This is a genomic window from Pseudomonas sp. LBUM1651 (assembly GCF_059716135.1).
Genome location: NZ_CP166805.1, coordinates 3193044 through 3214120, shown reverse-complemented (window position 1 = coordinate 3214120; position 21077 = coordinate 3193044). Strand labels below are relative to the sequence as shown.

The window sequence follows — 21077 nt, the reverse complement described above, 5'->3', positions numbered from 1 at the left end:
GTGATGGAAACGCCCGGATTGGCTTAAAGTCGGGTACGACAAAATGTTGCAGTGTGATATTTCAACTGCACCACAACTGAGTGATTCGATTGGGAGGCGACGATGTTCCAAGGAATTTTGATCGACAAAGACGACAGCGGTTACCGGGCCACACTGCAAGAGATCAATGACGATCAACTGCCCGAGGGCGATGTGACAGTGCGAGTGGCGTATAGCACGCTGAATTTCAAGGACGGTCTGGCGATCACCGGCAGCAGCCCGGTGGTGCGAAAATTCCCGATGGTGCCGGGCATCGATCTGGCGGGAACTGTCGAAGTCAGTGGGCATCCGGACTACGAGGTCGGTGATCAGGTCGTACTCAATGGCTGGGGTGTAGGCGAAGGGCATTGGGGCGGATTGGCGCAGAAGGCGCGCCTGAATGGCGACTGGCTGATTCCATTGCCCCCGGAATTCACAGCTGCCCAGGCAATGGCCATCGGCACGGCCGGCTACACGGCGATGCTGAGCATTCTGGCGCTGGAGCATAACGGCGTGACGCCAGAGCAGGGCGACGTCCTGGTCACGGGCGCCAACGGCGGTGTAGGCAGTTTCGCCATCGCGTTGCTGAGCAAGCTCGGTTACCGGGTGGTCGCATCCACTGGCCGCACCTCCGAGCACGACTACCTCAAGCAGTTGGGCGCCAGCGAAATCATTGACCGCGCTACGCTGTCCGAACCGGGCAAGCCGCTGGCCAAGGAGCGTTGGGCGGCGGTGATCGACTCGGTCGGCAGCCACACCCTGGCCAACGCCTGTGCCAGTACGAAGGCCAACGGCACTGTCGCTGCTTGTGGGCTGGCGCAAGGCATGGATTTCCCGGCCTCCGTCGCACCGTTCATTTTGCGTGGCGTGACGCTTGCCGGGATCAACAGCGTGACCCAGCCCAAAGCCAAACGAGTGCTCGCATGGAACCGTCTGGCCAAGGATCTGGACTTCGGTTTACTGCCACTGATCAGTCACGAAATCGGTTTGAGTGAAGCGATCGACGCTGCACCGCGCTTGCTCGCCGGTCAGCTGCGCGGTCGAGTGGTGGTGGATGTGAATCGCTGATTACGGCGCCTCACGTTCCAGCAACTGCCGCTTGCGCTCCACCCCCCAGCGATAGCCCGACAGGTTGCCGTCGCTGCGAACCACGCGGTGGCACGGGATCGCCACCGCCAGACTGTTCGCGCCGCAGGCCTGAGCCACGGCGCGCACGGCTTTCGGTGCGCCGATGCTCTGGGCGATATCGGCGTAACTGGCGGTGCTGCCTGCCGGAATCTCCCGCAACGCCTGCCAGACTCGCTCTTGAAATGCCGTGCCTTGAACGTCCAGTGGCAAATCCAGGCCGATGGCCGGGGCTTCGATAAAACCGACGACCTTGGCGATCAGTTGCTCGAACTCATGATCGGCACCAATCAGGTTGGCCCGCCGAAACTTGTCCTGCAGGTCGCACACCAGTTGGTGCGGATCATCACCCAGCAGAATCGCGCAAACACCGCGTACGCTTTGCGCCACCAGAATCGCCCCCAGTGAACACTGGCCGACGGCAAAACGAATGTCGTTGTTCTGGCCTTCGGCGCGGTAATCACCGGGTTTCATGCCCAGCAGATGATCCGCCGCCTCATAAAAACGGCTGTTGGAGTTGAAGCCGGCGTCATACAAGGCATCGGTCACCGAACCTCCACCGGTCAAGCGTTGACGAACCTTGCGTGAACGGTGGGCCGTGGCGTAGCCCTTGGGCGTCAGCCCGGTAACGGCTTTAAACACACGGTGAAAGTGAAAACTGCTCAGGCCCGCGACGTCGGCCAGTTCACTCAGTGCCGGCAGATGTTCGGCGGTCTCGATCTGACGACAAGCCGCGGCGACGGTCGCAGCGTGTTGCGCGGCGACGTCACTTTGATCCTTCGCCGCTCGTTTGCTCGGGCGGTAACCCGCTGCCTGGGCCTGCTCGGCCGTGTCAAAGAATTCGACATTCTGCGGCTTCGGCAAACGCGCCAGACTGCTGGGGCGGCAGTAGATGCCGGTGGTTTTCACCGCATACACAAACTGCCCGTCAGCGCGGGGATCCCGGGCGACGACGGCGGCCCAGCGGGGATCGTTCTCGGTGGTTGTCATGGCTTCATGTCCGTTGACCGTTTGATTCAGGATAATCAGCCGGCAGGGTCGTTGCACTCCGGGTCTTGCGGTCAAATTCGTGGTTCATTGTGCGGTACGAAACGTGAAATTGATCCGTTGCTCGCCCATCCGTGGATGCTGCCCCTCCTTGATTGGCAAGACCCCGTGATAACGCAGGCGATCGACGCCGCCCCAGACCACGATATCGCCATGGAACACCGGCACCCGCTGGCTTTTGTCGCTGCGTTCAAAACCGCCAAACAGGAACATCGCCGGCAGGCCCAGCGACACCGAAACGATCGGCGCTGCGTAGGACGCTTCATCCTTGTCCTGGTGCAACGACATCTTCGCGCCGGGAATATAGCGGTTGATCAGGCAGGAATCGGGTACGAAATCGGTAAAACCGGCTTCCAGCGCCGCCGCTTGTGCGAGCTCAAAAAATACCGGCGGCATTTCCGGCCAGGGGGCGTGGGTCCGGGGATCATGACGGGAATAGCGATAACCGCTGCGGTCGGTGGTCCAGCCCCATGTGCCGCAACTGCTCATGGCCGCTGACATGGTAAATCCGCCGGGCGTGACCATGTGCCTAAACGGCGCTGCTGCCAGAACCACCTCGAGCGCGGGCAGTAACCGCTCCAGCCAAGGCAGGGCAAAGCCCCTCAAGACGTAGGACTGTTCGCCAATTTGCTCGCGCCGAGGTTGCTGTTCGGGCTCCGAGTCGGCAAACAGATCGAGAGTGGTCGGGTTCATAAGGTCATAACGCGTCGTGAAAGATGATTCCAAGGGTATGCCGTTTTCCGCTGTGCAGGCGGCTCACGCCGTGGCGCAGGGTGACCCGGTAATAGCCACGAACGCCTTTGACCGGTCGCTGATTGACGGCAAAGATCAGGGCGTCACCCTTTTTCAATCCAATGACCTGGGGGCGCGACTGCATCCGTGGACGTTGTTCGGTCAGGACAAACTCGCCGCCGGTGAAATCTTCGCCCGGCTCTGACAGAAGAATCGCCACTTGCAGCGGAAAAACGTGTTCGCCGTACAGATCCTGATGCAGGCAGTTGTAGTCCTGTGGCCCATATTGCAGCAACAGCGGCGTTGGACGCACCTGATCGGCGGCGTGACAGCGTTCAAGGAACGCCGCATGCGTATCAGGGAAACGGACCGGCAAGTCCATCTGCTCGTACCAGCGATTGGCGATCGGCACCAGGCGAGGGTAGAGCGCCTTGCGCAAAGTGGCGACGATCTCTGGCAACGGATATCGGAAGTATTTGTACTCGCCACGGCCGAAGCCGTGACGCGCCATCATCACTTGCGAGCGAAAGGGTTCGGATCGCGCGTACAGCGCGCTGATGTCATCGCACGTCTCGCTGCTGATCAGCGAGCGGATGATCGCGCAGCCATCCTGATCCAGTTGTTGCTCCAGCGTTGCCCAGTCGAGTACATCCAGAAAGTGCTCGATCATTGCAGCGCCTCACGCTCCAGCAGTTGCCGCTTGCGGTCCAAGCCCCAACGGTAACCGCCAAGGCTGCCGTCCTGGCGCAGTACCCGATGGCAGGGCACGATGACTGCCAGCGGGTTCGCACCGCAGGCATTCGCCACGGCCCGGAAAGCTTTGGGTTGTCCCAGTTGCCGCGCGATCTGCTGGTAGCTGGCGGTTTTGCCGAGCGGGATTTGGCGCAGGGCTTCCCAGACGCGTTGCTGGAAAACGCTACCCACCAGGTCCAGTGGTAAATCGAGCGCTGTCAAAGGGGTGTCGAGATGGTGAAGAGTTTGTTCCAGCGCAGGCATCAAGCCTTCATCACGTTGGGGTGTTGGCTGGCCGGGGAATCTTCGCGCAAGGTCGCGCTCCAGCGTCTCCAGGTCATCACCAAGCAGCAACGCGCACAACCCTTGCGCGCTGGAGGCCAGCAGCAAGGTGCCGAGGCTGGAAGTGCCGCTGATGAAACGAATCGGGGAAGCAGACATGTTCTGACTCCTTAACCAAAGGTTGAGGTGGCCAGTCTAGGGAGCGCTGCCTTCGTGAACACTCCGGGGCTTGCGGTCGAATTCAACGGATGGAGCGGACATCCACATTGTCGCTCCGAATCCCGCTACAGCGCTTTGCTGACGCTGATATCGCTGATGACGTCTTCACCCGGGACATGAATGGCGTCCAGCGCGGCTCTGGCTTCGGCTTCGGTGCCATTTTCAAGCTGGGCAAATTCGAAACGGCGCTCGCCGTTGAGTTTGTATTTGATGACGTACTTGGTCGTTTGGGCCACGGTCATACCTGCTTATATTCGTGTCGGGCGTCGCTCAGCTCAGTTTCGAGGTGGAGCGGCGGATGATCTTGATCGAGTGAGTCAGGGTCGGTTTGCGGGTCACGCTGATCGGCCGACGGTTGACGGTGTCGATGGTGATGTTCCAGAAACCGGTACTCGGTGCAGTAATTCGAGCGGGGAAGGTGTCGAAGGCACCGCCATGGTAAGTGTGACGGCCGCCATTCTTGAAACTGCGGAAATTGGCGTCGTTCATCAAGCGGATGTTGCACATTTGGGAGCACTGGATGACGACGATGTCGTCTTCATTGAGGTGCTCGCGCTGGTGGATAAATTTCATGAGGCGCCTCCAGAAGGGCTTTTTCTACAAAATCAAAACGATAGCATGGTCGATTGGCGCAGTTTATCAGCCCGAACGGGTTATTATCCGGTCGTCGGGGTGTGCTTTGACAATTAAAAACAGTTATTCGGAATTCCATGAGCGATAAAAGCAGTGAGCCTCGGAGAAAACCAGCATTTGTGCTGTCGGAGGGTCTTTATCGGAGGTTTTGTATGAAGTGGGGTGCATGGGGCTTGCCGTTTGCATTGGCGATGAGTGGTTGTGCAAGTGTCTCGGAAATCAACGAGTCGCTGCCCACCATGAATGTGATTTCCGGCAAGAAACCCAATGAATATGCGCAATGTCTGACCGAAAAACTGGCCAGCAGTCGCGGAGCCCTGCAAGTCGAGCCGCAGGAGAAGGAAGGTGTGCGGGTCATCGTGCCGCAGAAGTTCTCCTCGGGCCCGGCGGCCGTATTCGATATCGAAGAGCGTTCCGGCGGCAGCAGCATCAAGCTGCATGAACGTATTTCCAATGTGCCATTGCGCCCGATGGATGTGCGCAATGCCGCCACCGCGTGTATCTCCGGCTGATAAACTAGCGACAGTCAGCACCGATGCCGTCAAAGCAGCGCTTTGGCGGCATTGTCATTTCTGGAGTCGAGCATGAAGCGAGAGCAGGTACGGGAGCGGCATGCAGAGGGTCACATCTCTGCTACCCATGTGATTCAGAATCCGGCGGACCCGGGGGAATGGATCGTGTTTTTCAAGAAAAGCGCCGGGCGCAGTTATTTTCTGGTGGATGACAATGATGAAGTCGAATCCTTCGGTCGCCTTGACGATCTGATCGAGACCGTGCGCGGTCTCGGGATCAAATTCGCTGAAATTCACATGTAGGGCACAAGCGCCTTACTTGCAGACCACCACCACGCTGCGGTTTTTGTAATTGCCGACATCGACGCCCAGGGTCTTGTCACTTTCCTTGGTTGAAGGTGTGCCGTCAGTGCCAACGATTCGATAACCGGTACCGGCGCAGGAGGCTTCGGCTTTTTCATAGCAGGTGGCCCAGGAATTGGCTTCCCCCGAGCAGTCGATGCTCAGGCCTTGCTCCCCGTTGTTCAGGTAGGTGGTTTCGGAAGTTGCGCAGCCGCTCAGGGCCAATACCGCAATCAGGGGCAAGAATTTAGTCATGTTGTGGTCGTCGTCAGGATAATGGGGCTAAGCCTGTGACAGCGCCGGAATCAAAAGGTTATAGCGAAAGGCCACTTCGTTGCAGGCTATCGCAAAAAAAGCCCTGCGTGAGGCAGGGCTTGGGTTAAGTCAGGTGCTTCTCAGGACTTGTCTTTACCGCGACGCTTAGGGGCAGGGTGTTCGAGCTCCAATACGGACGCCACTTCAATCGCCAACGCTTCGATCGGGAATGGACCGGCAATATTCTCGCCGCTGACGCTGTCTACCCACCACTGGCCGTCTTTCGCCTGATTGATCAGGAACCCGTTGACACTTTTTGCTACCGACATCTATCTGCCTCGTTGGCTGGTTCAATTGCGCAATGATAACGCCAATTACACTTGACGGGTGCGGATGGGAGTGTGGTGATGCGAATCTGCGGGCGGCAGATACATCGGCGCCGGTCGGAATCTCTGCTATCTATAAAAGGGCACTGGAACGATCTGCGGAACTATCCGCGAGAATATTTCTCTATGATGGCATCGGTTAGCCAGCGCGAGGCATTGTAAGGTGCTCGCGGCCTGATTAGACTGCGCCGAAACTCGTACACACAGCCCTTTCAAGGACTTATATGATCAAGAAATGCTTGTTCCCAGCAGCCGGTTACGGTACTCGCTTCCTGCCAGCGACTAAAGCCATGCCCAAAGAAATGCTGCCGGTGGTAAACAAGCCACTGATCCAGTACGGCGTCGAAGAAGCACTGGACGCCGGTTTGACCGAAATCTCCATCGTCACCGGCCGCGGCAAACGCGCGCTGGAAGACCACTTCGACATCAGCTACGAGCTGGAAAACCAGATCAAGGGCACCGACAAGGAGAAATACCTGGTTGGCATCCGCAAGCTGCTGGACGAGTGCTCGTTCTCCTACACCCGTCAAACCGAAATGAAAGGCCTCGGTCACGCGATCCTGACTGGCCGCCCGCTGATCGGTGACGAGCCGTTCGCCGTGGTGCTGGCGGATGACCTGTGCGTCAACCTCGAAGGCGACGGCGTACTGACCCAGATGGTCAAGCTGTACGAGCAGTATCGCTGCACCATCGTTGCGATCCAGGAAGTGGATCCGCAGGAAACCAACAAATACGGCGTGATCGCTGGCGAGTTGATCGCTGATGACCTGTACCGCGTTCGTAACATGGTTGAAAAACCGGCTCCGGAAGACGCTCCGTCGAACCTGGCGATCATCGGTCGTTACATCCTGACTCCGGACATTTTCGAGCTGATCAAGCAAACCGAGCCAGGCAAAGGCGGCGAGATCCAGATCACCGACGCCCTGATGAAGCAGGCGAAGAACGGTTGCGTGATTGCCTACAAGTTCAAGGGCCAGCGTTTCGACTGCGGTGGTGCTGAAGGCTACATCGAAGCAACCAACTTCTGCTTCGAGAACTTCTACAAGACGGGCAAGGCTTACTGATAGCGTTTGACCTGCTTGTATTGAAAAGCCACCTTCGGGTGGCTTTTTCATTTTCCGCCCCCAAATAGTCTGCAGCGCTTGCCCAACAAACGGCGGCAGGTATGCTGGTGGCCTGCCGAGGAGATTGAAAATGGCCTACGATTTTGACCTTTATGTGATTGGTGCCGGTTCCGGCGGTGTGCGGGCTGCGCGTTTTGCGGCCGGGTTTGGCGCGAAAGTGGCCGTGGCCGAGAGCCGCTACTTGGGTGGCACCTGTGTGAACGTCGGTTGCGTGCCGAAGAAATTGCTGGTCTACGGCGCGCACTTCGCCGAAGACTTCGAGCAATCTTCGGGTTTTGGCTGGACCCCGGGCGAGGCGAAGTTCGATTGGGCAACGCTGATCGCCAACAAGGATCGCGAGATCAATCGCCTGAACGGCATCTATCGCAACCTGCTGGTGAACAGCGGTGTGACCCTGCATGAAGGCCACGCCAAAATCGTCGACCCCAATACCGTCGAGATCAATGGCGAACGCTTTACCGCCAAGAACATCCTGATTGCTACTGGCGGCTGGCCGCAGATCCCGGAGATTCCGGGGCACGAGCATGCGATCAGTTCCAACCAGGCGTTCTTCCTCAAAGAGTTGCCAAAACGCGTGCTGGTCGTGGGCGGTGGCTACATCGCCGTCGAGTTTGCCGGGATCTTCCACGGTCTGGGCGCCGAGACCACGTTGCTGTATCGCGGTGACCTGTTCCTGCGCGGCTTCGATGGCGCGGTGCGCAAGCACTTGCAGGAAGAGCTGACCAAACGTGGCATGGACCTGCAATTCAATGCCGATATCGAGCGCATTGAAAAACTGACCGACGGCAGTCTGAAAGTGACGCTCAAGGACGGTCGCCAGTTGGAAGCCGATTGCGTGTTCTACGCTACCGGCCGCCGCCCGATGCTGGACAACCTCGGGTTGGAAAACACCGGCGTCAAACTCGACAAGAAAGGTTTCGTCGAGGTCGATAAGCAATACCAGACCGCCGAGCCGTCGATCCTGGCCCTTGGCGATGTGATTGGTCGGGTCCAGCTCACCCCGGTTGCACTGGCCGAAGGCATGGCTGTTGCGCGACGCTTGTTCAAGCCTGAGCAATATCGTCCGGTGGATTACAAGATGATCCCGACCGCGGTGTTCAGCTTGCCGAACATCGGCACCGTTGGCCTGACCGAAGAAGAGGCTCGCGAAGCCGGCCACGACGTGGTGATCTACGAAAGCCGTTTCCGGCCGATGAAGCTGACCCTGACTGAATGCCAGGAGCGCACGCTGATGAAGCTCGTGGTGGACGGCAAGACCGACAAGGTGCTTGGCTGTCACATGGTCGGGCCGGACGCCGGCGAAATAGTCCAAGGGCTGGCAATCGCCTTGAAGGCGGGCGCCACCAAGCGCGACTTCGACGAAACCATCGGCGTGCACCCGACGGCCGCCGAAGAGTTCGTCACCATGCGTACACCGGTCGCAGGTTAATCGGCCTTGGCTGCGTCTGGCGCTGTCGCAACGACAGCCGCCAGGCGCTCGCTTTCATCGAGGCTCGCCTGAGTCTTCAGTAATTCGATTTCCAGCGCTTTGTTTATCTGCGACTGCTCCTCGACGTTCTGCTTCAGCGACTGGCTTTCCAGCAGGGCTGCGCGCAGGCGTTCCTGGAGGAGGGTGCGTTCGCTGTCGATGCGGTTGACCTGTTCCAGCAGTTGATCCTGGCGGGTATGGGTCTGCTTGAGCTGTTCCTGCAGCAGGCTCAGTTCCCGCAGCGTGCCACGGTTTTCAGTCAGTAAACGTTCGTTGTCACGGTGCAGTTGGGTGATTTCATCCTGGCGTACAAGGGCGCTTTGCTGGGCCTGACGCAACTCCATCTGAATCTGCTGCACCTGGCCTTCGTGGCGTCGTTGCTCCTGTTCGCGCTGCTCTTTGACGGCATTGCGATAGTGTTCCAGCGCATCGCGGGCGTGCAGGTGCTTTTCCTCAAGAGAGCGAATCTGCTCGTCCTTGTCCTGCAAGCGTAACTCGAAGTCGGCCAGCGCCTGGTTCAGCCCGGCGTTGCGGGTTTGCTCGGTCTGCAGCATGGATAGGGTGTTTTGCAGGGTGTCGGATTCCTGCGTCAGCGCCAGGGTTTGAACTTCGTACTGCTGCTGTAATTCGCTGTTGGCTTCTTGCGCGTCGGTCAGCTGGATTTCCAGCTCTTTTCGCTGTTGCTCGAACTGCGCACGAGCCTGATCGATAGGCTCTTGTGCCTGTTCCTTGAGGCGTTGCGCGAGGCGCGAGACCAGCCCTGTCAGTTCGTCATCGATGGGTTCGGAGAAGGGGGCGGCGGGTTCGACACCGTCGTCCAGTTCCTTCAAATACCGGTGAATGGTGGTTTTGGAGCCAGTGTTGCCCATCTCTATGCGTACAGCGTCGATGCTCGGGTGTTCGCCGCGGGCGAGGATAGCCAGGCGCGCCGTTTGAACCACTGCTTTGTTTATACCGCCACGAGCCATGTGTTCTCCTACGATTTCGTACTGTGGTACGTACCACTCAAGTACACAGTGTACCATGCGTGCGTAAAATTGAAAAAGTGTAAGTTATTGATGCGGGATATACTGGTATTACCCCGTGTCAGAGTGATCCTGATGTGTTTGCAACCGAAATCCCCGTACACAACGCCCTGTAGGAGCGAGCTTGCTCGCGAAAAAACTGAGAGCAGCGCGTGCATTCAGGAAGCCAGCGTCTTCGTTAACGTCCATCGCGAGCAAGCTCGCTCCTACAGTTCAACCGCAAGGTCTTCCCATGAGTGATCTGGATCGATACCTGCAAGCCGCCACGCGTGACAACACCCGCCGTAGCTATCGAGCGGCCATCGAGCATTTCGAAGTGAGTTGGGGCGGTTTCCTGCCGGCCACTGCTGACAGCGTCGCGCGCTATCTGGTGGCGTACGCCGGTGAGTTGTCGATCAATACGTTGAAGTTGCGCTTGTCGGCGCTGGCGCAGTGGCACAACAGCCAGGGGTTTGCCGATCCCACCAAGGCGCCCGTTGTGCGCAAGGTATTCAAAGGCATTCGCGCGTTGCACCCGGCGCAGGAGAAGCAGGCTGAGCCATTGCAGCTTCAACATCTGGAGCAAGTGGTGACCTGGCTTGAACAGGAAGCAAAAACCGCTAAATCACAAAACGATCAACCGACTTTGTTAAGAGCCCGGCGCGATATGGCACTGATCCTGTTGGGCTTCTGGCGCGGTTTCCGCAGCGATGAGTTGTGCCGCATAAAGATCGAGTACGTGCAGGCCAGCATCGGTTCAGGTATCACCCTGTATCTGCCGCAAAGCAAAAGTGACCGCGAAAACCTTGGCAAGACCTACCAGACGCCGGCATTGCAGCGATTGTGCCCGGTGCAGGCGTACATCGCCTGGATCACCGAAGCGGCGCTGGTGCGCGGGCCGGTGTTCCGTGGCATTGACCGTTGGGGGCACCTGAGCGAGGAGGGGCTGCACGCCAACAGCGTGATCCCGTTGCTGCGCCAGGCACTGGAGCGCGCAGGCATTCCGGCCGAGCACTACACCAGCCATTCGTTGCGACGCGGTTTCGCCACTTGGGCCCATCAAAGTGGTTGGGACTTGAAGTCGCTGATGAGCTACGTGGGCTGGAAGGATATGAAGTCGGCGATGCGCTACGTGGAAGCTAATCCGTTTCTGGGGATGACCCTGATTTCTGAAAAGCCATTGACGCCTTAGATATCGTTTCCTTCTATTAATAATGCCGGCTAATAGCGAAAACCCATCAGCAGCATCAAGTTTGCCAATGAGCCATCCGTCCATCGAGTGGGTAGAGTTCTCTCCATCAACTTCTTAACCCCTGACGGAGAGTCAACGATGCCTATCATCAACAGCCAAGTTAAACCGTTCAAAGCTACCGCCTACAAAAATGGCGACTTCGTACAAGTGTCGGACGCTGACCTGAAAGGCAAGTGGTCTGTCGTGTTCTTCTACCCAGCCGACTTCACTTTCGTTTGCCCGACCGAACTGGAAGACCTGGCTGACAACTACGACGCGTTCCAGAAACTGGGCGTCGAAATCTACAGCGTTTCCACTGACACCCACTTTGCCCACGCTGCCTGGCACAACACTTCGCCAGCCATCGGCAAAATCCAGTACACCATGATCGGCGACCCGACCCACGCTATCTCCCGCAACTTCGACGTGCTGATCGAAGAAGCCGGTCTGGCTGACCGCGGCACCTTCGTGATCAACCCTGAAGGCCAGATCAAAATCGTTGAACTGAACGATGGCGGCGTTGGCCGTGACGCTTCCGAGCTGCTGCGCAAAATCAAGGCTGCCCAGTACGTCGCTGCTCACCCAGGCCAGGTTTGCCCAGCCAAGTGGAAAGAAGGCGAGGCCACTCTGGCTCCGTCCCTGGACCTGGTCGGCAAGATCTAAGTCTGTGAAAGCATCATCAGGGCGGGTTTCCGCACCTAAGTAAGCTGCAACCGCCCAATAAAAACGCCCGGGCGAGATTCGCTCGGGCGTTTTTTTATGAACGAAACAAAAGGAAATCGCCCGTATGTTGGACGCCAATCTTAAAGCCCAGTTGAAATCGTACCTGGAACGGGTCACCCAACCGATCGAGATCGTTGCATCCCTCGACGACGGTGCGAAATCCCGGGAAATGCTCGAACTGCTGAAAGACGTTGCCAGTCTTTCCACCCAGATTACCCTACTCGATAACGGTGACGACGCACGCAAGCCATCGTTCTCGATCAACCGCCCCGGTGCCGATATCAGCCTGCGTTTCGCCGGCATCCCGATGGGTCACGAATTCACCTCGCTGGTGCTGGCCTTGCTGCAAGTCGGTGGTCACCCTTCGAAAGCCAGCGCGGAAGTGATCGAACAGATCCGCTCGCTCAAAGGCGAGTTCAGCTTCGAGACTTACTTCTCGCTGTCCTGCCAGAACTGCCCGGACGTGGTTCAGGCGCTGAACCTGATGGCGGTACTGAACCCGAACATTCGCCACGTCGCTATCGACGGTGCGTTGTTCCAGGCAGAAGTCGATGATCGCAAGATCATGGCCGTGCCAAGCATTTACCTGAACGGCGAGATTTTTGGCCAGGGTCGTATGGGCCTGGAAGAAATCCTCGCCAAGATCGACACCAGCGGTGCCGAACGCCAAGCCGAGAAAATCAGCGCCAAAGAAGCCTTTGACGTACTGGTTGTCGGTGGCGGTCCCGCCGGTGCTTCGGCAGCGATCTACGCCGCCCGTAAAGGCATTCGCACCGGCGTGGCGGCTGAACGTTTTGGTGGGCAGGTGCTCGATACCATGGCCATCGAGAACTTCATCTCCGTGCAGGAAACCGAAGGGCCGAAACTGGCCAGCGCGCTCGAAGAACACGTCAAGCAGTACGACGTGGACATCATGAACCTGCAGCGGGCCACCGCGCTGATCCCGGCGAAGAATCCTGGCGAGTTGCACGAAGTTCGCTTCGAAAGCGGTGCCACCCTGAAAACCAAAGCACTGATCCTCGCCACAGGCGCACGCTGGCGTGAAATGGGCGTACCGGGGGAGCAGGAATACAAAGCCAAAGGCGTGTGTTTCTGCCCGCACTGTGACGGCCCGCTGTTCAAAGGCAAGCGCGTAGCGGTAATCGGCGGCGGTAACTCCGGCGTTGAAGCAGCGATCGATCTGGCCGGTATTGTCAGTCACGTCACGCTGTTGGAGTTTGACAGCAAGCTTCGCGCCGATGCCGTGCTGCAACGCAAGTTATTCAGCCTCCCGAACGTCAATGTGATCACCAGCGCACTGACCAGTGAAGTAAAAGGCGACGGCCAAAAAGTGACCGGTCTGGTCTACAAGGATCGCGATTCGGGTGAGTTCAACACGGTCAACCTCGAAGGCATTTTCGTGCAGATCGGTCTGCTGCCGAATACTGACTGGCTCAAAGGTACCGTCGAGTTGTCGCCGCGTGGCGAGATCATCGTCGATGCGCGTGGCGAGACATCGTTGCCAGGTGTGTTTGCTGCCGGTGACGTGACGACCGTGCCGTACAAGCAGATCGTGATTGCAGTGGGCGAGGGCGCCAAGGCTTCCCTGAGCGCCTTCGATCACCTGATCCGAACTTCCGCGCCGGCATAAAACCGGATGCTGAAAACACAAAACCTTGTAGGAGCGAGCTTGCTCGCGATGGACGTCAACGATACCGCTTGTTTCCTGATTTAACGCGGCGATTTGAAGTTCTTCGCGAGCAAGCTCGCTCCTACAGGTGCGTGTGGTGTTTACAACGGCGCAGGCTGGATGATCTCGACCCAATAGGCATCCGGGTCCTTGATGAACGCCAGGCTCTTCATGCGGCCATCGTTCAGACGCTTCTGGAAATCGCAGCCCAACGCTTCGAAACGCTCGCACGCAGCGACAATGTCCGGCACCGAGATGCAGATGTGGCCGAAGCCGCGTGGGTCGGTGTTGCCATTGTGGTAGGCAAAATCCGCGTCGTTTTCGGTGCCGTGGTTGTGGGTCAGTTCGAGGACGCCAGGGATCGATTTCATCCACTCGGTACGGGCGGCGGCATCGGCTGGGATCTGGTCTTTATCGACCAGTGCCAGGAAATACAGGCTGAACTCGGCCTCCGGAAAGTCGCGTTTTTCCACCAGCGAGAAACCCAGGATACGCGTGTAGAAATCCAGGGACTTGGTGATGTCCTTGACCCGCAGCATGGTGTGGTTGAAGACGAACTTCTGGGTGGCGGTATCAGGTTGGGCGGTAACACCCGGAAAGGTGTTCAATTCGTGCAGGCTCATGGGCCCTCCGGACAGTAAGTGGGGCTAACGATGGCGACAATGATACGCAAGGGCGCAGGCATCACCAAACCCAAACCGTCGGCTATTGCCTGACAGCCGGACGAGGCTCAGACTTTGCGGTTCAATTCGTGAGTATTCATTGCAATGACCCGATCCTGTAAATCGCTGTTCGTTCTGATTGGCCTGCTGTCAGGCATGACTTGCGCTCATGCAGAGACGCCGATCGTGACGTGGCCAGATGGCTGGGAAGTTGAAGCGATCCCGCAGGATGATGCCAAGCCTCAGGTCTCCCGCCAGCGCGCGGTGAAGAATGATCAGGGTGGCACGCCGGTGATGGTGATGGAGTTGACCATGACGCCAGTGGAAAGCGGTCATCAGGTGAATTTGGAAGGCGTATTGCTGGAGATGCGCAAGTCAGTGCAGAAGGATTTCTTCCAGGGCGGCTATCAAAGCGTCTGCAACAAAATCCATCCGGCGACCTTGAGCCGGCTATCGGCACTGGAAACTACCTGCATAATTACCCAAAACGGCCGACATGTGCTGTCGCAAACATTGGTCGCGGCGGTGGATGCCGATAAGGCCTATGTTCTTTCGTACGCGGGGCAGGCCGAGGCTTATAAGGCAAGCCTGGATGAAATAGAGGCTGCTCGTAACAGCTTGAAACTTTAGTTGAAGGTTTGCGCGATCGTGCATTTCGCAATCTTTAGATACCCAAAGTGACTAAGCACAAAGTTAATCTGCAAGTAGCGAGTATTCGATTGCAATCGTTGCATTTGGAAGGCATCCATGAAAAAAGCCCTGCGTAAGGCAGGGCTTTTTTTTGTCACCGCGAGTATTTAGCCGCGCAGCCAGGAATCAACGGTGGCAGCACCGTATTGTTCCTTCCAGGCTTTCAGGCCACGGTGGTTGCCGCCCTTGGTTTCAATCAGTTCACCGGTGTGCGGGTTCTGATAAACCTTGACCACACGAGCGCGGCGGGTTTTTGGCGCAGCGGCCTGTTGCAGGCCGGATTTGGCCGGGTTCGGATCGAGAATGGCGATGATGTCGCGCAGGCCTTTGCCGTAGGTTTTCATCAGCCCCTGGAGCTTTTCTTCGAATTCGATTTCTTTCTTGAGCCCGGCATCGTTCTTCAGGGATTCCAGCTGCTTGAGCTGCTCTTGAAGGGCCTTTTCAGCTGCACGAAATTCAGCGAGTCTGGACAATATCTTTACTCCAATAGTGTGTTTGGCTGATACCAACCGCAAACAAAGCTATAAGCCAAGAGCCTTGAAGCGACTCGGTGATAAATGGCTCGCCTGCCAATCTAGCGCAGGTATGAAAAATTGTAGTAGTTAATGGACGAAGAGTAAATCCTGACTTTTTCTTCATGTAACAAGAGTAGTCTTTTGATTCGAATCGGTGCACGGTCTCGTTGTCTTGTCGCATAAAGGCGCGAGTTAATGGTGGCTTAATGCATCAATGAAGTCTGCACCGGGCATCGGCCGACCGAACAGATAACCTTGCAAGAAGTTCACACCATTAGCGGTGAGATAAGCACTTTGCTCCTCGGTTTCCACGCCTTCGGCAACAATGCCCAGATCGAGCTTGGCCGAGAGTTCGATGATGCTGTCCAGAATGTGCCGGGAAAGGGCGTCAGCGCCGATCATGGCGACAAAGCTCTGGTCGATTTTCAGGAAGTCGACGTTGAACAGGTGCAAGTAACCCAGGCTTGAGTGGCCGGTGCCAAAGTCGTCGATGGCGATCATCACGCCCAGCGCGTGAAGCTGCTCGAACAACTGCAACGTGATGGCGGTGGGCTCGATCAGTTCGCGCTCGGTCAGCTCCAGCACCAGATGGATGGAGCCCGGCGCAAAGGCGCTGAGAAATTTCCGGCAATCCTCGACCAGTACCAGGTCCTTGCAGTGGCTGGCAGTGATGTTGATGCCGATATGAAACGGCTCGTCGAACGAGGAGGAGACAGGAGCCAGCAGTTGCGCAGTTTGCTGCATGAGTGAACGGGTCATCGGCACGATCAGCCCAGAGTGTTCGGCAAACGGGATAAACAGGTCCGGGCGCACCAGGCCTTCCTTCGGATGATTCCAGCGCATCAACACTTCGGTGCCGGACCACTTCTTGTTCATGCCATGCACCACTGGCTGAAAATACGGAACGAACTCCGCCGCCTCCAGCGCACGCTGTAGTTCATGACTGGGTGACGACGAGCGCTTCTGCAAAATATGCCCAATCAGGCCGGACACGACGCCAAAAAAGATCAGCAAGCTGAACAGCGGCGGATACTCGCGGCTCATGTAACGCCAGGTCTCACCCTCGGGAAAACCCGCCGCGACGGTGAAGGCATAACGCGAGGACTTCATTTTACTGTCGGCGACGGGCAGGGTGGGCAGGGTGCCTTCGTGAACCTTGCCATCAGCCGACAACCAGTCTGGGCCGACTTGCAGCAACAGTACTGTCTTGCGACCAATCAGGCGCAGCACGTTACTCAAGTGATAACCGTCCAGCGTGGTCAACGCACCCTGGTGTCCTTCGCTGAGCCGGTATACCAGCAACGCGGTATTGGGCGTGACCGGGTTGCCGTTCATGAGCCATAACTTGCCCTGGGTGTAGTCTCCGGCGTTGACCTTTTCCTGATAGTCACCAAACAACGAACTGCAATAGAGGTTGTCGTCCCACACCAGATTCGTCGAACGCACGAATGGACGGCGGGTGACCTGTTCGCGCAAGGCCAGTTTGACGTCATTGCAGGATTGGCCGGCCAGCGGCAATAACTCGCGCGCGGCCTGGGCGGTGTTGTCGAGCATCAGCTCGAATTGGCGGATGGCTTCTTCTGCGGTCAGTTGGGTGCTTTGCGAAAGTGCCCGTTCGGCCTGCCAGTAAAGAATGGCGACCCCCAGCAGTATCGGGAGCAAACCGCTCAATACCGTCACGACAATTCGGGTGCTGCGTTTTCGGCGGGTTTTGACAGTCAGTGGCATTCGCGAAACCTGTAACGATGAAATAGGGCTCTCAAATGCTGGCAGGACAACGGCATGCCTCCCATAAAGAGTTCGGTCAGAGGCCATGATAGTTGGCCTTCAAGGCTTGTGCCGTTCAACGCAAGTCCAGACTTGCAGCCAGTTTGATAAAGGCCAGCGTTGCCGGTGAAGACTGGCGCCGGTCGAGCACCGCCAGGCCGACCTGACGTGCGACCGCTGGCGTCAGCGGTTTTTTCACATAACGATTGTCGCGGTCGTCGGGCAATGAACCTTCGGCCACCACCGTCAAGGCATCGCCCCGGCCAACGGTGTCCAGCGTGCTCAGCAGTTGCGAGCAGCGGTAGCGAATGTTGGGTGTCAGTTGCGCGGCACTGAATAACCGCGTACCAGTTCCGAAGAGCCGGCTTCGGTCAGCACGAATGGGTCGTGGCACAAATCGCCCAGGCTCACGCTGTCGCGATCCGCCAGCGGATGATCGGCGGGCAGTAACGCGACCATTTGGTCCTCGATCAGCGCGAAGGTGTCGAAGCGCTCCTGCGGCAACACCACAAAGCCGATGTCGATGCTTCGTTCTTCCAGCCACTGGATTACCTGACGGTCGGGACCTTCATCAATGTGGGCCTCAATGCCAGGGTGAGCGGCACGGTACTGCTGCAGAATCATCGGCAATAGCTTGATCGACGAGGTCCGGGCGTTTTCTCGCTGACAGCCTCAGCCCATTGTTCGCCGCCAGCCTGCGATTCCTGCTGGCCAGCGGGGCGTTGCTGCTGTTTTTGCTGGTGGCCCGCGTGCCGCTGGCGCGCCCCAGCCCCAGGCAATGGCTGCAACTGACGCTTCTGGGGTTCTTCGGCATCTTCTTCTACAACCTGTGTTTCTTTTATGGCCTGCATTACATCAATGCGTCCCGGGCGTCATTGATCGTGGCGCTGAACCCGGCGGTCATCGGATTGGCCTCGTGGCTGCTGTTCAAGGAACGCTTGAGTCGGGTAAAGGTCGCCGGCATAGCGATCTGCATCGTCGGGGCGAGCTTGGTGATTGTCAGTCGCACCCCGCAATTGCTGGCCGGCAATGCCGATGCGTGGATCGGCGATCTGCTGATTTTTGGCTGCGTTCTGAGCTGGGGGATTTATTCGCTGTGCTCCAAAGACTTGAACCAGACCTTGGGACCGATGCAAACCGTGACGTATTCGATCTTGCTCGGCACGGTGATGCTTTGGGTCGTCAGTGCCGTCAGGGGCGAGGTGAGCATCGCGGAGTTGATCAACCTGGGGGCGCAGCAATGGTTGAGCCTGATGTACCTGGGCGTTTTGGGCTCGGTACTGGCGTACATCGGCTATTACGACGGTATGCGCAAAATCGGCGCGACCCGTTCCGGTGTGTTCATCGCGCTGAACCCGCTGACCGCGGTCATCCTCGGCGCGTTGCTGTTGGGCGAGCAACTGACCTTGGCGATGTGTCTGGGCGGCGGGTTGATCCTGGCGGGGATTTTCCTGTGCAACAAACCCCTTGCGCGAGCAGGGAAAAAGGGGATTTGATACAGAAGACGGACAAATCTGTTTACGCTGTGTAGAATCCGGTTACGCATATAAGAATAATCGTCTTCTGGCAGCAGAAGCCTCGCCCGTATCAGCCTTGGGTCGACAATGAAAAGTTTTGGGTTTCAATTGATCTACGGTGACTTCCTCGCCCGCAGCGTGCGTGGCATCTCCTGTGCGCCACCCGCCGGCTTCAGCATTTCTTGAAACTAACGTTACGTTAATTCTAAAAAATGATGAGGCGCCAAAATGGCAGATTTATACGAAAACCCAATGGGCCTGATGGGCTTTGAATTCATCGAATTCGCATCGCCAACCCCGAACACGCTGGAGCCGATCTTCGAGATCATGGGCTTCACCAAGGTGGCGACCCACCGTTCCAAAGACGTGCACCTGTATCGCCAGGGCGCGATCAACCTGATCCTCAACAACGAACCCAACAGCGTCGCTTCGTACTTCGCGGCCGAGCACGGCCCGTCGGTGTGCGGCATGGCGTTCCGCGTCAAGGATTCGCAACTGGCCTACAAACGCGCGCTGGAAATCGGCGCCCAGCCGATCCACATCGAAACCGGCCCGATGGAACTGAACCTGCCAGCGATCAAAGGCATCGGCGGCGCGCCGCTGTACCTGATCGACCGTTTCGGCGAAGGCAGCTCGATCTACGACATCGACTTCGTGTTCATCGAAGGCGTTGACCGCAATCCGGTTGGCGCTGGCCTGAAGATCATCGACCACCTGACCCACAACGTGTATCGCGGTCGCATGGCGTACTGGGCGAACTTCTACGAGAAGCTGTTCAACTTCCGTGAAATCCGCTACTTCGACATCAAGGGCGAATACACCGGCCTGACCTCCAAGGCGATGACCGCGCCGGACGGCATGATCCGCATCCCGTTGAACGAAGAGTCGTCCAAGGGTGCCGGTCAGATCGAAGAGTTCCTGATGCAGTTCAACGGCGAAGGCATCCAGCACGTCGCGTTTCTCAGCGATGATCTGATCAAGACCTGGGATCACCTGAAAAGCATCGGCATGCGCTTCATGACCGCGCCTCCGGAAACCTATTACGAAATGCTCGAAGGCCGTTTGCCGAACCACGGCGAGCCGGTTGATCAACTGCAATCGCGCGGCATTCTACTGGACGGTTCGTCCGAGTCGGGCGACAAGCGTCTGCTGTTGCAGATCTTCTCGGAAACCCTGATGGGGCCGGTGTTCTTCGAGTTCATCCAGCGTAAAGGCGACGATGGCTTCGGCGAAGGCAACTTCAAGGCGTTGTTCGAATCGATCGAGCGTGATCAGGTTCGTCGTGGTGTGTTGTCGACCGACTAAGCCGAGCCAGAAGCAAAGAAGCCCGATCTGCATTCATGTAGATCGGGCTTCTTTGCTTCTGCCCTTGTAGGAGCAAGGCTTGCCCGCGATGAACGATAACGCGGTTCAGCAGATACACCGCAGCGCACCCATCGCGAGCAAGCTTTGCTCCTACATTGGTTTGCGTTTCTGCCGGACCAAGTGCTTGAACCCTTCGAACACCAACACCAGCACCGCCATCCAGATCGGAATGTAGGTCAACCATTCCCCCGCCTTGATGCTTTCCCCAAGCAGCAGCGCGACACCCAGCAACAGCACCGGCTCGACGTAACTCAACAACCCGAACAGGCTGAACGGCAGCAGCCGGCTGGCGATGATGTAGATCACCAGCGCCGAGGCACTGATCACGCCGAGAATCGGGATCAACAGCGACAACCACGGATGCTGATCAAACACACTGAAACCTTGTTCGCCCGTCTGCACGAACCAGAAGGCCACGGGCAGCGTGAGTGCCATGTCCAGCCATAAGCCGCCCAGGTTGTCTGCCGCCAGACGCTTGCGCAGGATGAAATAGGTCGGATAGCCGACGCACACCAGCAAGGTTGCCCAGGAAAAACCACCAACCTGGTACACCTCGTTGATCACCCCGAGGCAGGCGAAAAACACGGCAATCTTTTGCAGATAGGAAAGGCGCTCACCGTAGGCCAGTCGCCCGGTCAGGACCATGGTCAACGGCAACAGAAAATAGCCCAGAGACACATCGAGGCTGTAGCCGTTGAGCGGTGCCCACATGAACAGCCAGAGTTGTACGCCGAGCAGGGCAGAAGAGGCGATCAGGCCGGCGATCAGTTTCGGCTGGGCGATGGCCCGCTGGACAATCTCTACCACGCGCTTCCATTCCCCGGACACCACCATGAACACGGTCATGCACGGCACCGTCAGCAGCATTCGCCAACCGAAGATTTCCACACCGCTCAACGGGGTGAGCAGTGAGGTGTAGTAGTACATGACGGCAAACAGCACCGAGGCCGAGACCGATAGAGCGATACCTTTAGACAAACTGTCCTCGCGAAGTTGAAGGTGAAACGGGGGGGCGGAGGATACGTGGTTTTCGCGGTGAATATTGACCAACTGATCAAC

General features: G+C 57.7%; 22 protein-coding genes and 3 pseudogenes. 11 read left to right on the top strand and 14 right to left on the bottom strand.

Annotation, left to right across the window (positions count from 1 at the left end; genetic code table 11):
• Window positions 1-102 precede the first annotated feature (102 nt).
• Window positions 103-1086 (top strand): acrylyl-CoA reductase (NADPH), encoded by a 984-nt coding sequence (acuI, locus tag ACA066_RS14940; RefSeq protein WP_497695525.1) that lies wholly within the window; start codon window positions 103-105, stop codon window positions 1084-1086.
• Here the strand turns inward: acuI and ada are convergent, their stop codons facing one another.
• The 6 genes and pseudogenes from ada to ACA066_RS14910 form a co-directional block, all read right to left on the bottom strand.
• Window positions 1087-2133 (bottom strand): bifunctional DNA-binding transcriptional regulator/O6-methylguanine-DNA methyltransferase Ada, encoded by a 1047-nt coding sequence (ada, locus tag ACA066_RS14935; RefSeq protein WP_497695524.1) that lies wholly within the window; start codon window positions 2131-2133, stop codon window positions 1087-1089.
• A gap of 84 nt (window positions 2134-2217) precedes the next feature.
• Window positions 2218-2883 (bottom strand): DNA oxidative demethylase AlkB, encoded by a 666-nt coding sequence (alkB, locus tag ACA066_RS14930; RefSeq protein WP_497695523.1) that lies wholly within the window; start codon window positions 2881-2883, stop codon window positions 2218-2220.
• 4 nt (window positions 2884-2887) lie between these two features.
• Entirely contained in the window at window positions 2888-3592 is a 705-nt protein-coding gene (locus tag ACA066_RS14925) for a 2OG-Fe(II) oxygenase (RefSeq protein WP_497695522.1), read from the bottom strand.
• Window positions 3589-3873: pseudogene (locus ACA066_RS14920) on the bottom strand (methylated-DNA--[protein]-cysteine S-methyltransferase); the annotation flags it as partial. The pseudogene ACA066_RS14920 and the gene ACA066_RS14925, both read right to left, overlap by 4 nt.
• A 347-nt stretch (window positions 3874-4220) precedes the next feature.
• Complete coding sequence (locus tag ACA066_RS14915; RefSeq protein WP_497695521.1) at window positions 4221-4397, bottom strand: hypothetical protein; 177 nt, start codon at window positions 4395-4397, stop codon at window positions 4221-4223.
• 28 nt (window positions 4398-4425) lie between these two features.
• Window positions 4426-4728, bottom strand: coding sequence for a DUF1883 domain-containing protein (locus tag ACA066_RS14910; RefSeq protein WP_017338604.1), 303 nt, complete (start codon window positions 4726-4728; stop codon window positions 4426-4428).
• Between the two features lie 212 nt (window positions 4729-4940).
• Here ACA066_RS14910 and ACA066_RS14905 point away from each other — a divergent pair, with 212 nt between their 5' ends.
• Together ACA066_RS14905 and ACA066_RS14900 are read left to right on the top strand one after the other, a co-directional pair.
• Window positions 4941-5300, top strand: coding sequence for a hypothetical protein (locus ACA066_RS14905; protein ID WP_497695520.1), 360 nt, complete (start codon window positions 4941-4943; stop codon window positions 5298-5300).
• Window positions 5301-5372: 72 nt separating this feature from the next.
• The gene (locus tag ACA066_RS14900) at window positions 5373-5603 is read left to right on the top strand and encodes a hypothetical protein (RefSeq protein WP_497695519.1); all 231 of its coding nucleotides are present in this window, start codon (window positions 5373-5375) and stop codon (window positions 5601-5603) included.
• 12 nt (window positions 5604-5615) lie between these two features.
• On the opposite strand, the gene ACA066_RS14895 is transcribed toward ACA066_RS14900, so the two are convergent.
• Together ACA066_RS14895 and ACA066_RS14890 are read right to left on the bottom strand one after the other, a co-directional pair.
• Window positions 5616-5897, bottom strand: coding sequence for a hypothetical protein (locus ACA066_RS14895; protein ID WP_253428419.1), 282 nt, complete (start codon window positions 5895-5897; stop codon window positions 5616-5618).
• 140 nt (window positions 5898-6037) lie between these two features.
• Window positions 6038-6226: a hypothetical protein gene (locus tag ACA066_RS14890; RefSeq protein ID WP_497695518.1), complete on the bottom strand. Its 189-nt coding sequence runs from the start codon at window positions 6224-6226 to the stop codon at window positions 6038-6040.
• Window positions 6227-6507: 281 nt separating this feature from the next.
• Between ACA066_RS14890 and galU the strand changes: the two genes are divergently transcribed.
• Complete coding sequence (gene galU / locus ACA066_RS14885) at window positions 6508-7347, top strand: UTP--glucose-1-phosphate uridylyltransferase GalU (protein ID WP_056739849.1); 840 nt, start codon at window positions 6508-6510, stop codon at window positions 7345-7347.
• Window positions 7348-7477: 130 nt separating this feature from the next.
• Entirely contained in the window at window positions 7478-8836 is a 1359-nt protein-coding gene (gene gorA / locus ACA066_RS14880) for a glutathione-disulfide reductase (RefSeq protein WP_497695517.1), read from the top strand.
• On the opposite strand, the gene ACA066_RS14875 is transcribed toward gorA, so the two are convergent.
• The gene (locus tag ACA066_RS14875; protein ID WP_497695516.1) at window positions 8833-9843 is read right to left on the bottom strand and encodes a DNA-binding protein; all 1011 of its coding nucleotides are present in this window, start codon (window positions 9841-9843) and stop codon (window positions 8833-8835) included. The two genes, gorA and ACA066_RS14875, sit on opposite strands and share 4 nt — an antisense overlap.
• A 289-nt stretch (window positions 9844-10132) precedes the next feature.
• On the opposite strand from ACA066_RS14875, the gene ACA066_RS14870 reads away from it, so the two are divergent.
• From ACA066_RS14870 to ahpF, 3 genes are all read left to right on the top strand, one after another.
• Entirely contained in the window at window positions 10133-11071 is a 939-nt protein-coding gene (locus ACA066_RS14870) for a site-specific integrase (protein ID WP_497695515.1), read from the top strand.
• A 138-nt stretch (window positions 11072-11209) separates the two neighbouring features.
• A complete protein-coding gene (gene ahpC / locus ACA066_RS14865) occupies window positions 11210-11773 on the top strand; it encodes an alkyl hydroperoxide reductase subunit C (RefSeq protein ID WP_008155117.1) in 564 nt (187 codons plus the stop codon).
• Between the two features lie 124 nt (window positions 11774-11897).
• A complete protein-coding gene (ahpF, locus tag ACA066_RS14860) occupies window positions 11898-13463 on the top strand; it encodes an alkyl hydroperoxide reductase subunit F (RefSeq protein WP_497695514.1) in 1566 nt (521 codons plus the stop codon).
• A 140-nt stretch (window positions 13464-13603) separates the two neighbouring features.
• Here the strand turns inward: ahpF and gloA are convergent, their stop codons facing one another.
• Complete coding sequence (gloA, locus tag ACA066_RS14855; RefSeq protein ID WP_497695513.1) at window positions 13604-14125, bottom strand: lactoylglutathione lyase; 522 nt, start codon at window positions 14123-14125, stop codon at window positions 13604-13606.
• Window positions 14126-14269: 144 nt separating this feature from the next.
• On the opposite strand from gloA, the gene ACA066_RS14850 reads away from it, so the two are divergent.
• The gene (locus ACA066_RS14850) at window positions 14270-14794 is read left to right on the top strand and encodes a DUF4946 domain-containing protein (RefSeq protein WP_497695512.1); all 525 of its coding nucleotides are present in this window, start codon (window positions 14270-14272) and stop codon (window positions 14792-14794) included.
• Between the two features lie 167 nt (window positions 14795-14961).
• On the opposite strand, the gene ACA066_RS14845 is transcribed toward ACA066_RS14850, so the two are convergent.
• From ACA066_RS14845 to ACA066_RS14835, 3 genes and pseudogenes are all read right to left on the bottom strand, one after another.
• The gene (locus ACA066_RS14845) at window positions 14962-15327 is read right to left on the bottom strand and encodes a histone-like nucleoid-structuring protein, MvaT/MvaU family (RefSeq protein ID WP_096821522.1); all 366 of its coding nucleotides are present in this window, start codon (window positions 15325-15327) and stop codon (window positions 14962-14964) included.
• A gap of 234 nt (window positions 15328-15561) precedes the next feature.
• Entirely contained in the window at window positions 15562-17097 is a 1536-nt protein-coding gene (locus tag ACA066_RS14840; protein ID WP_497695511.1) for an EAL domain-containing protein, read from the bottom strand.
• A 115-nt stretch (window positions 17098-17212) separates the two neighbouring features.
• A pseudogene (locus ACA066_RS14835) lies at window positions 17213-17784 on the bottom strand (LysR family transcriptional regulator substrate-binding protein); the annotation flags it as partial.
• Between ACA066_RS14835 and ACA066_RS14830 the strand changes: the two are divergent.
• Window positions 17784-18632 (top strand): annotated as a pseudogene (locus tag ACA066_RS14830) (DMT family transporter); the annotation flags it as partial. The pseudogenes ACA066_RS14835 and ACA066_RS14830 overlap by 1 nt on opposite strands.
• A gap of 249 nt (window positions 18633-18881) precedes the next feature.
• Complete coding sequence (hppD, locus tag ACA066_RS14825; RefSeq protein WP_497695510.1) at window positions 18882-19958, top strand: 4-hydroxyphenylpyruvate dioxygenase; 1077 nt, start codon at window positions 18882-18884, stop codon at window positions 19956-19958.
• A 150-nt stretch (window positions 19959-20108) separates the two neighbouring features.
• On the opposite strand, the gene rarD is transcribed toward hppD, so the two are convergent.
• A complete protein-coding gene (rarD, locus tag ACA066_RS14820) occupies window positions 20109-20996 on the bottom strand; it encodes an EamA family transporter RarD (protein WP_497695509.1) in 888 nt (295 codons plus the stop codon).
• Window positions 20997-21077 lie beyond the last annotated feature (81 nt).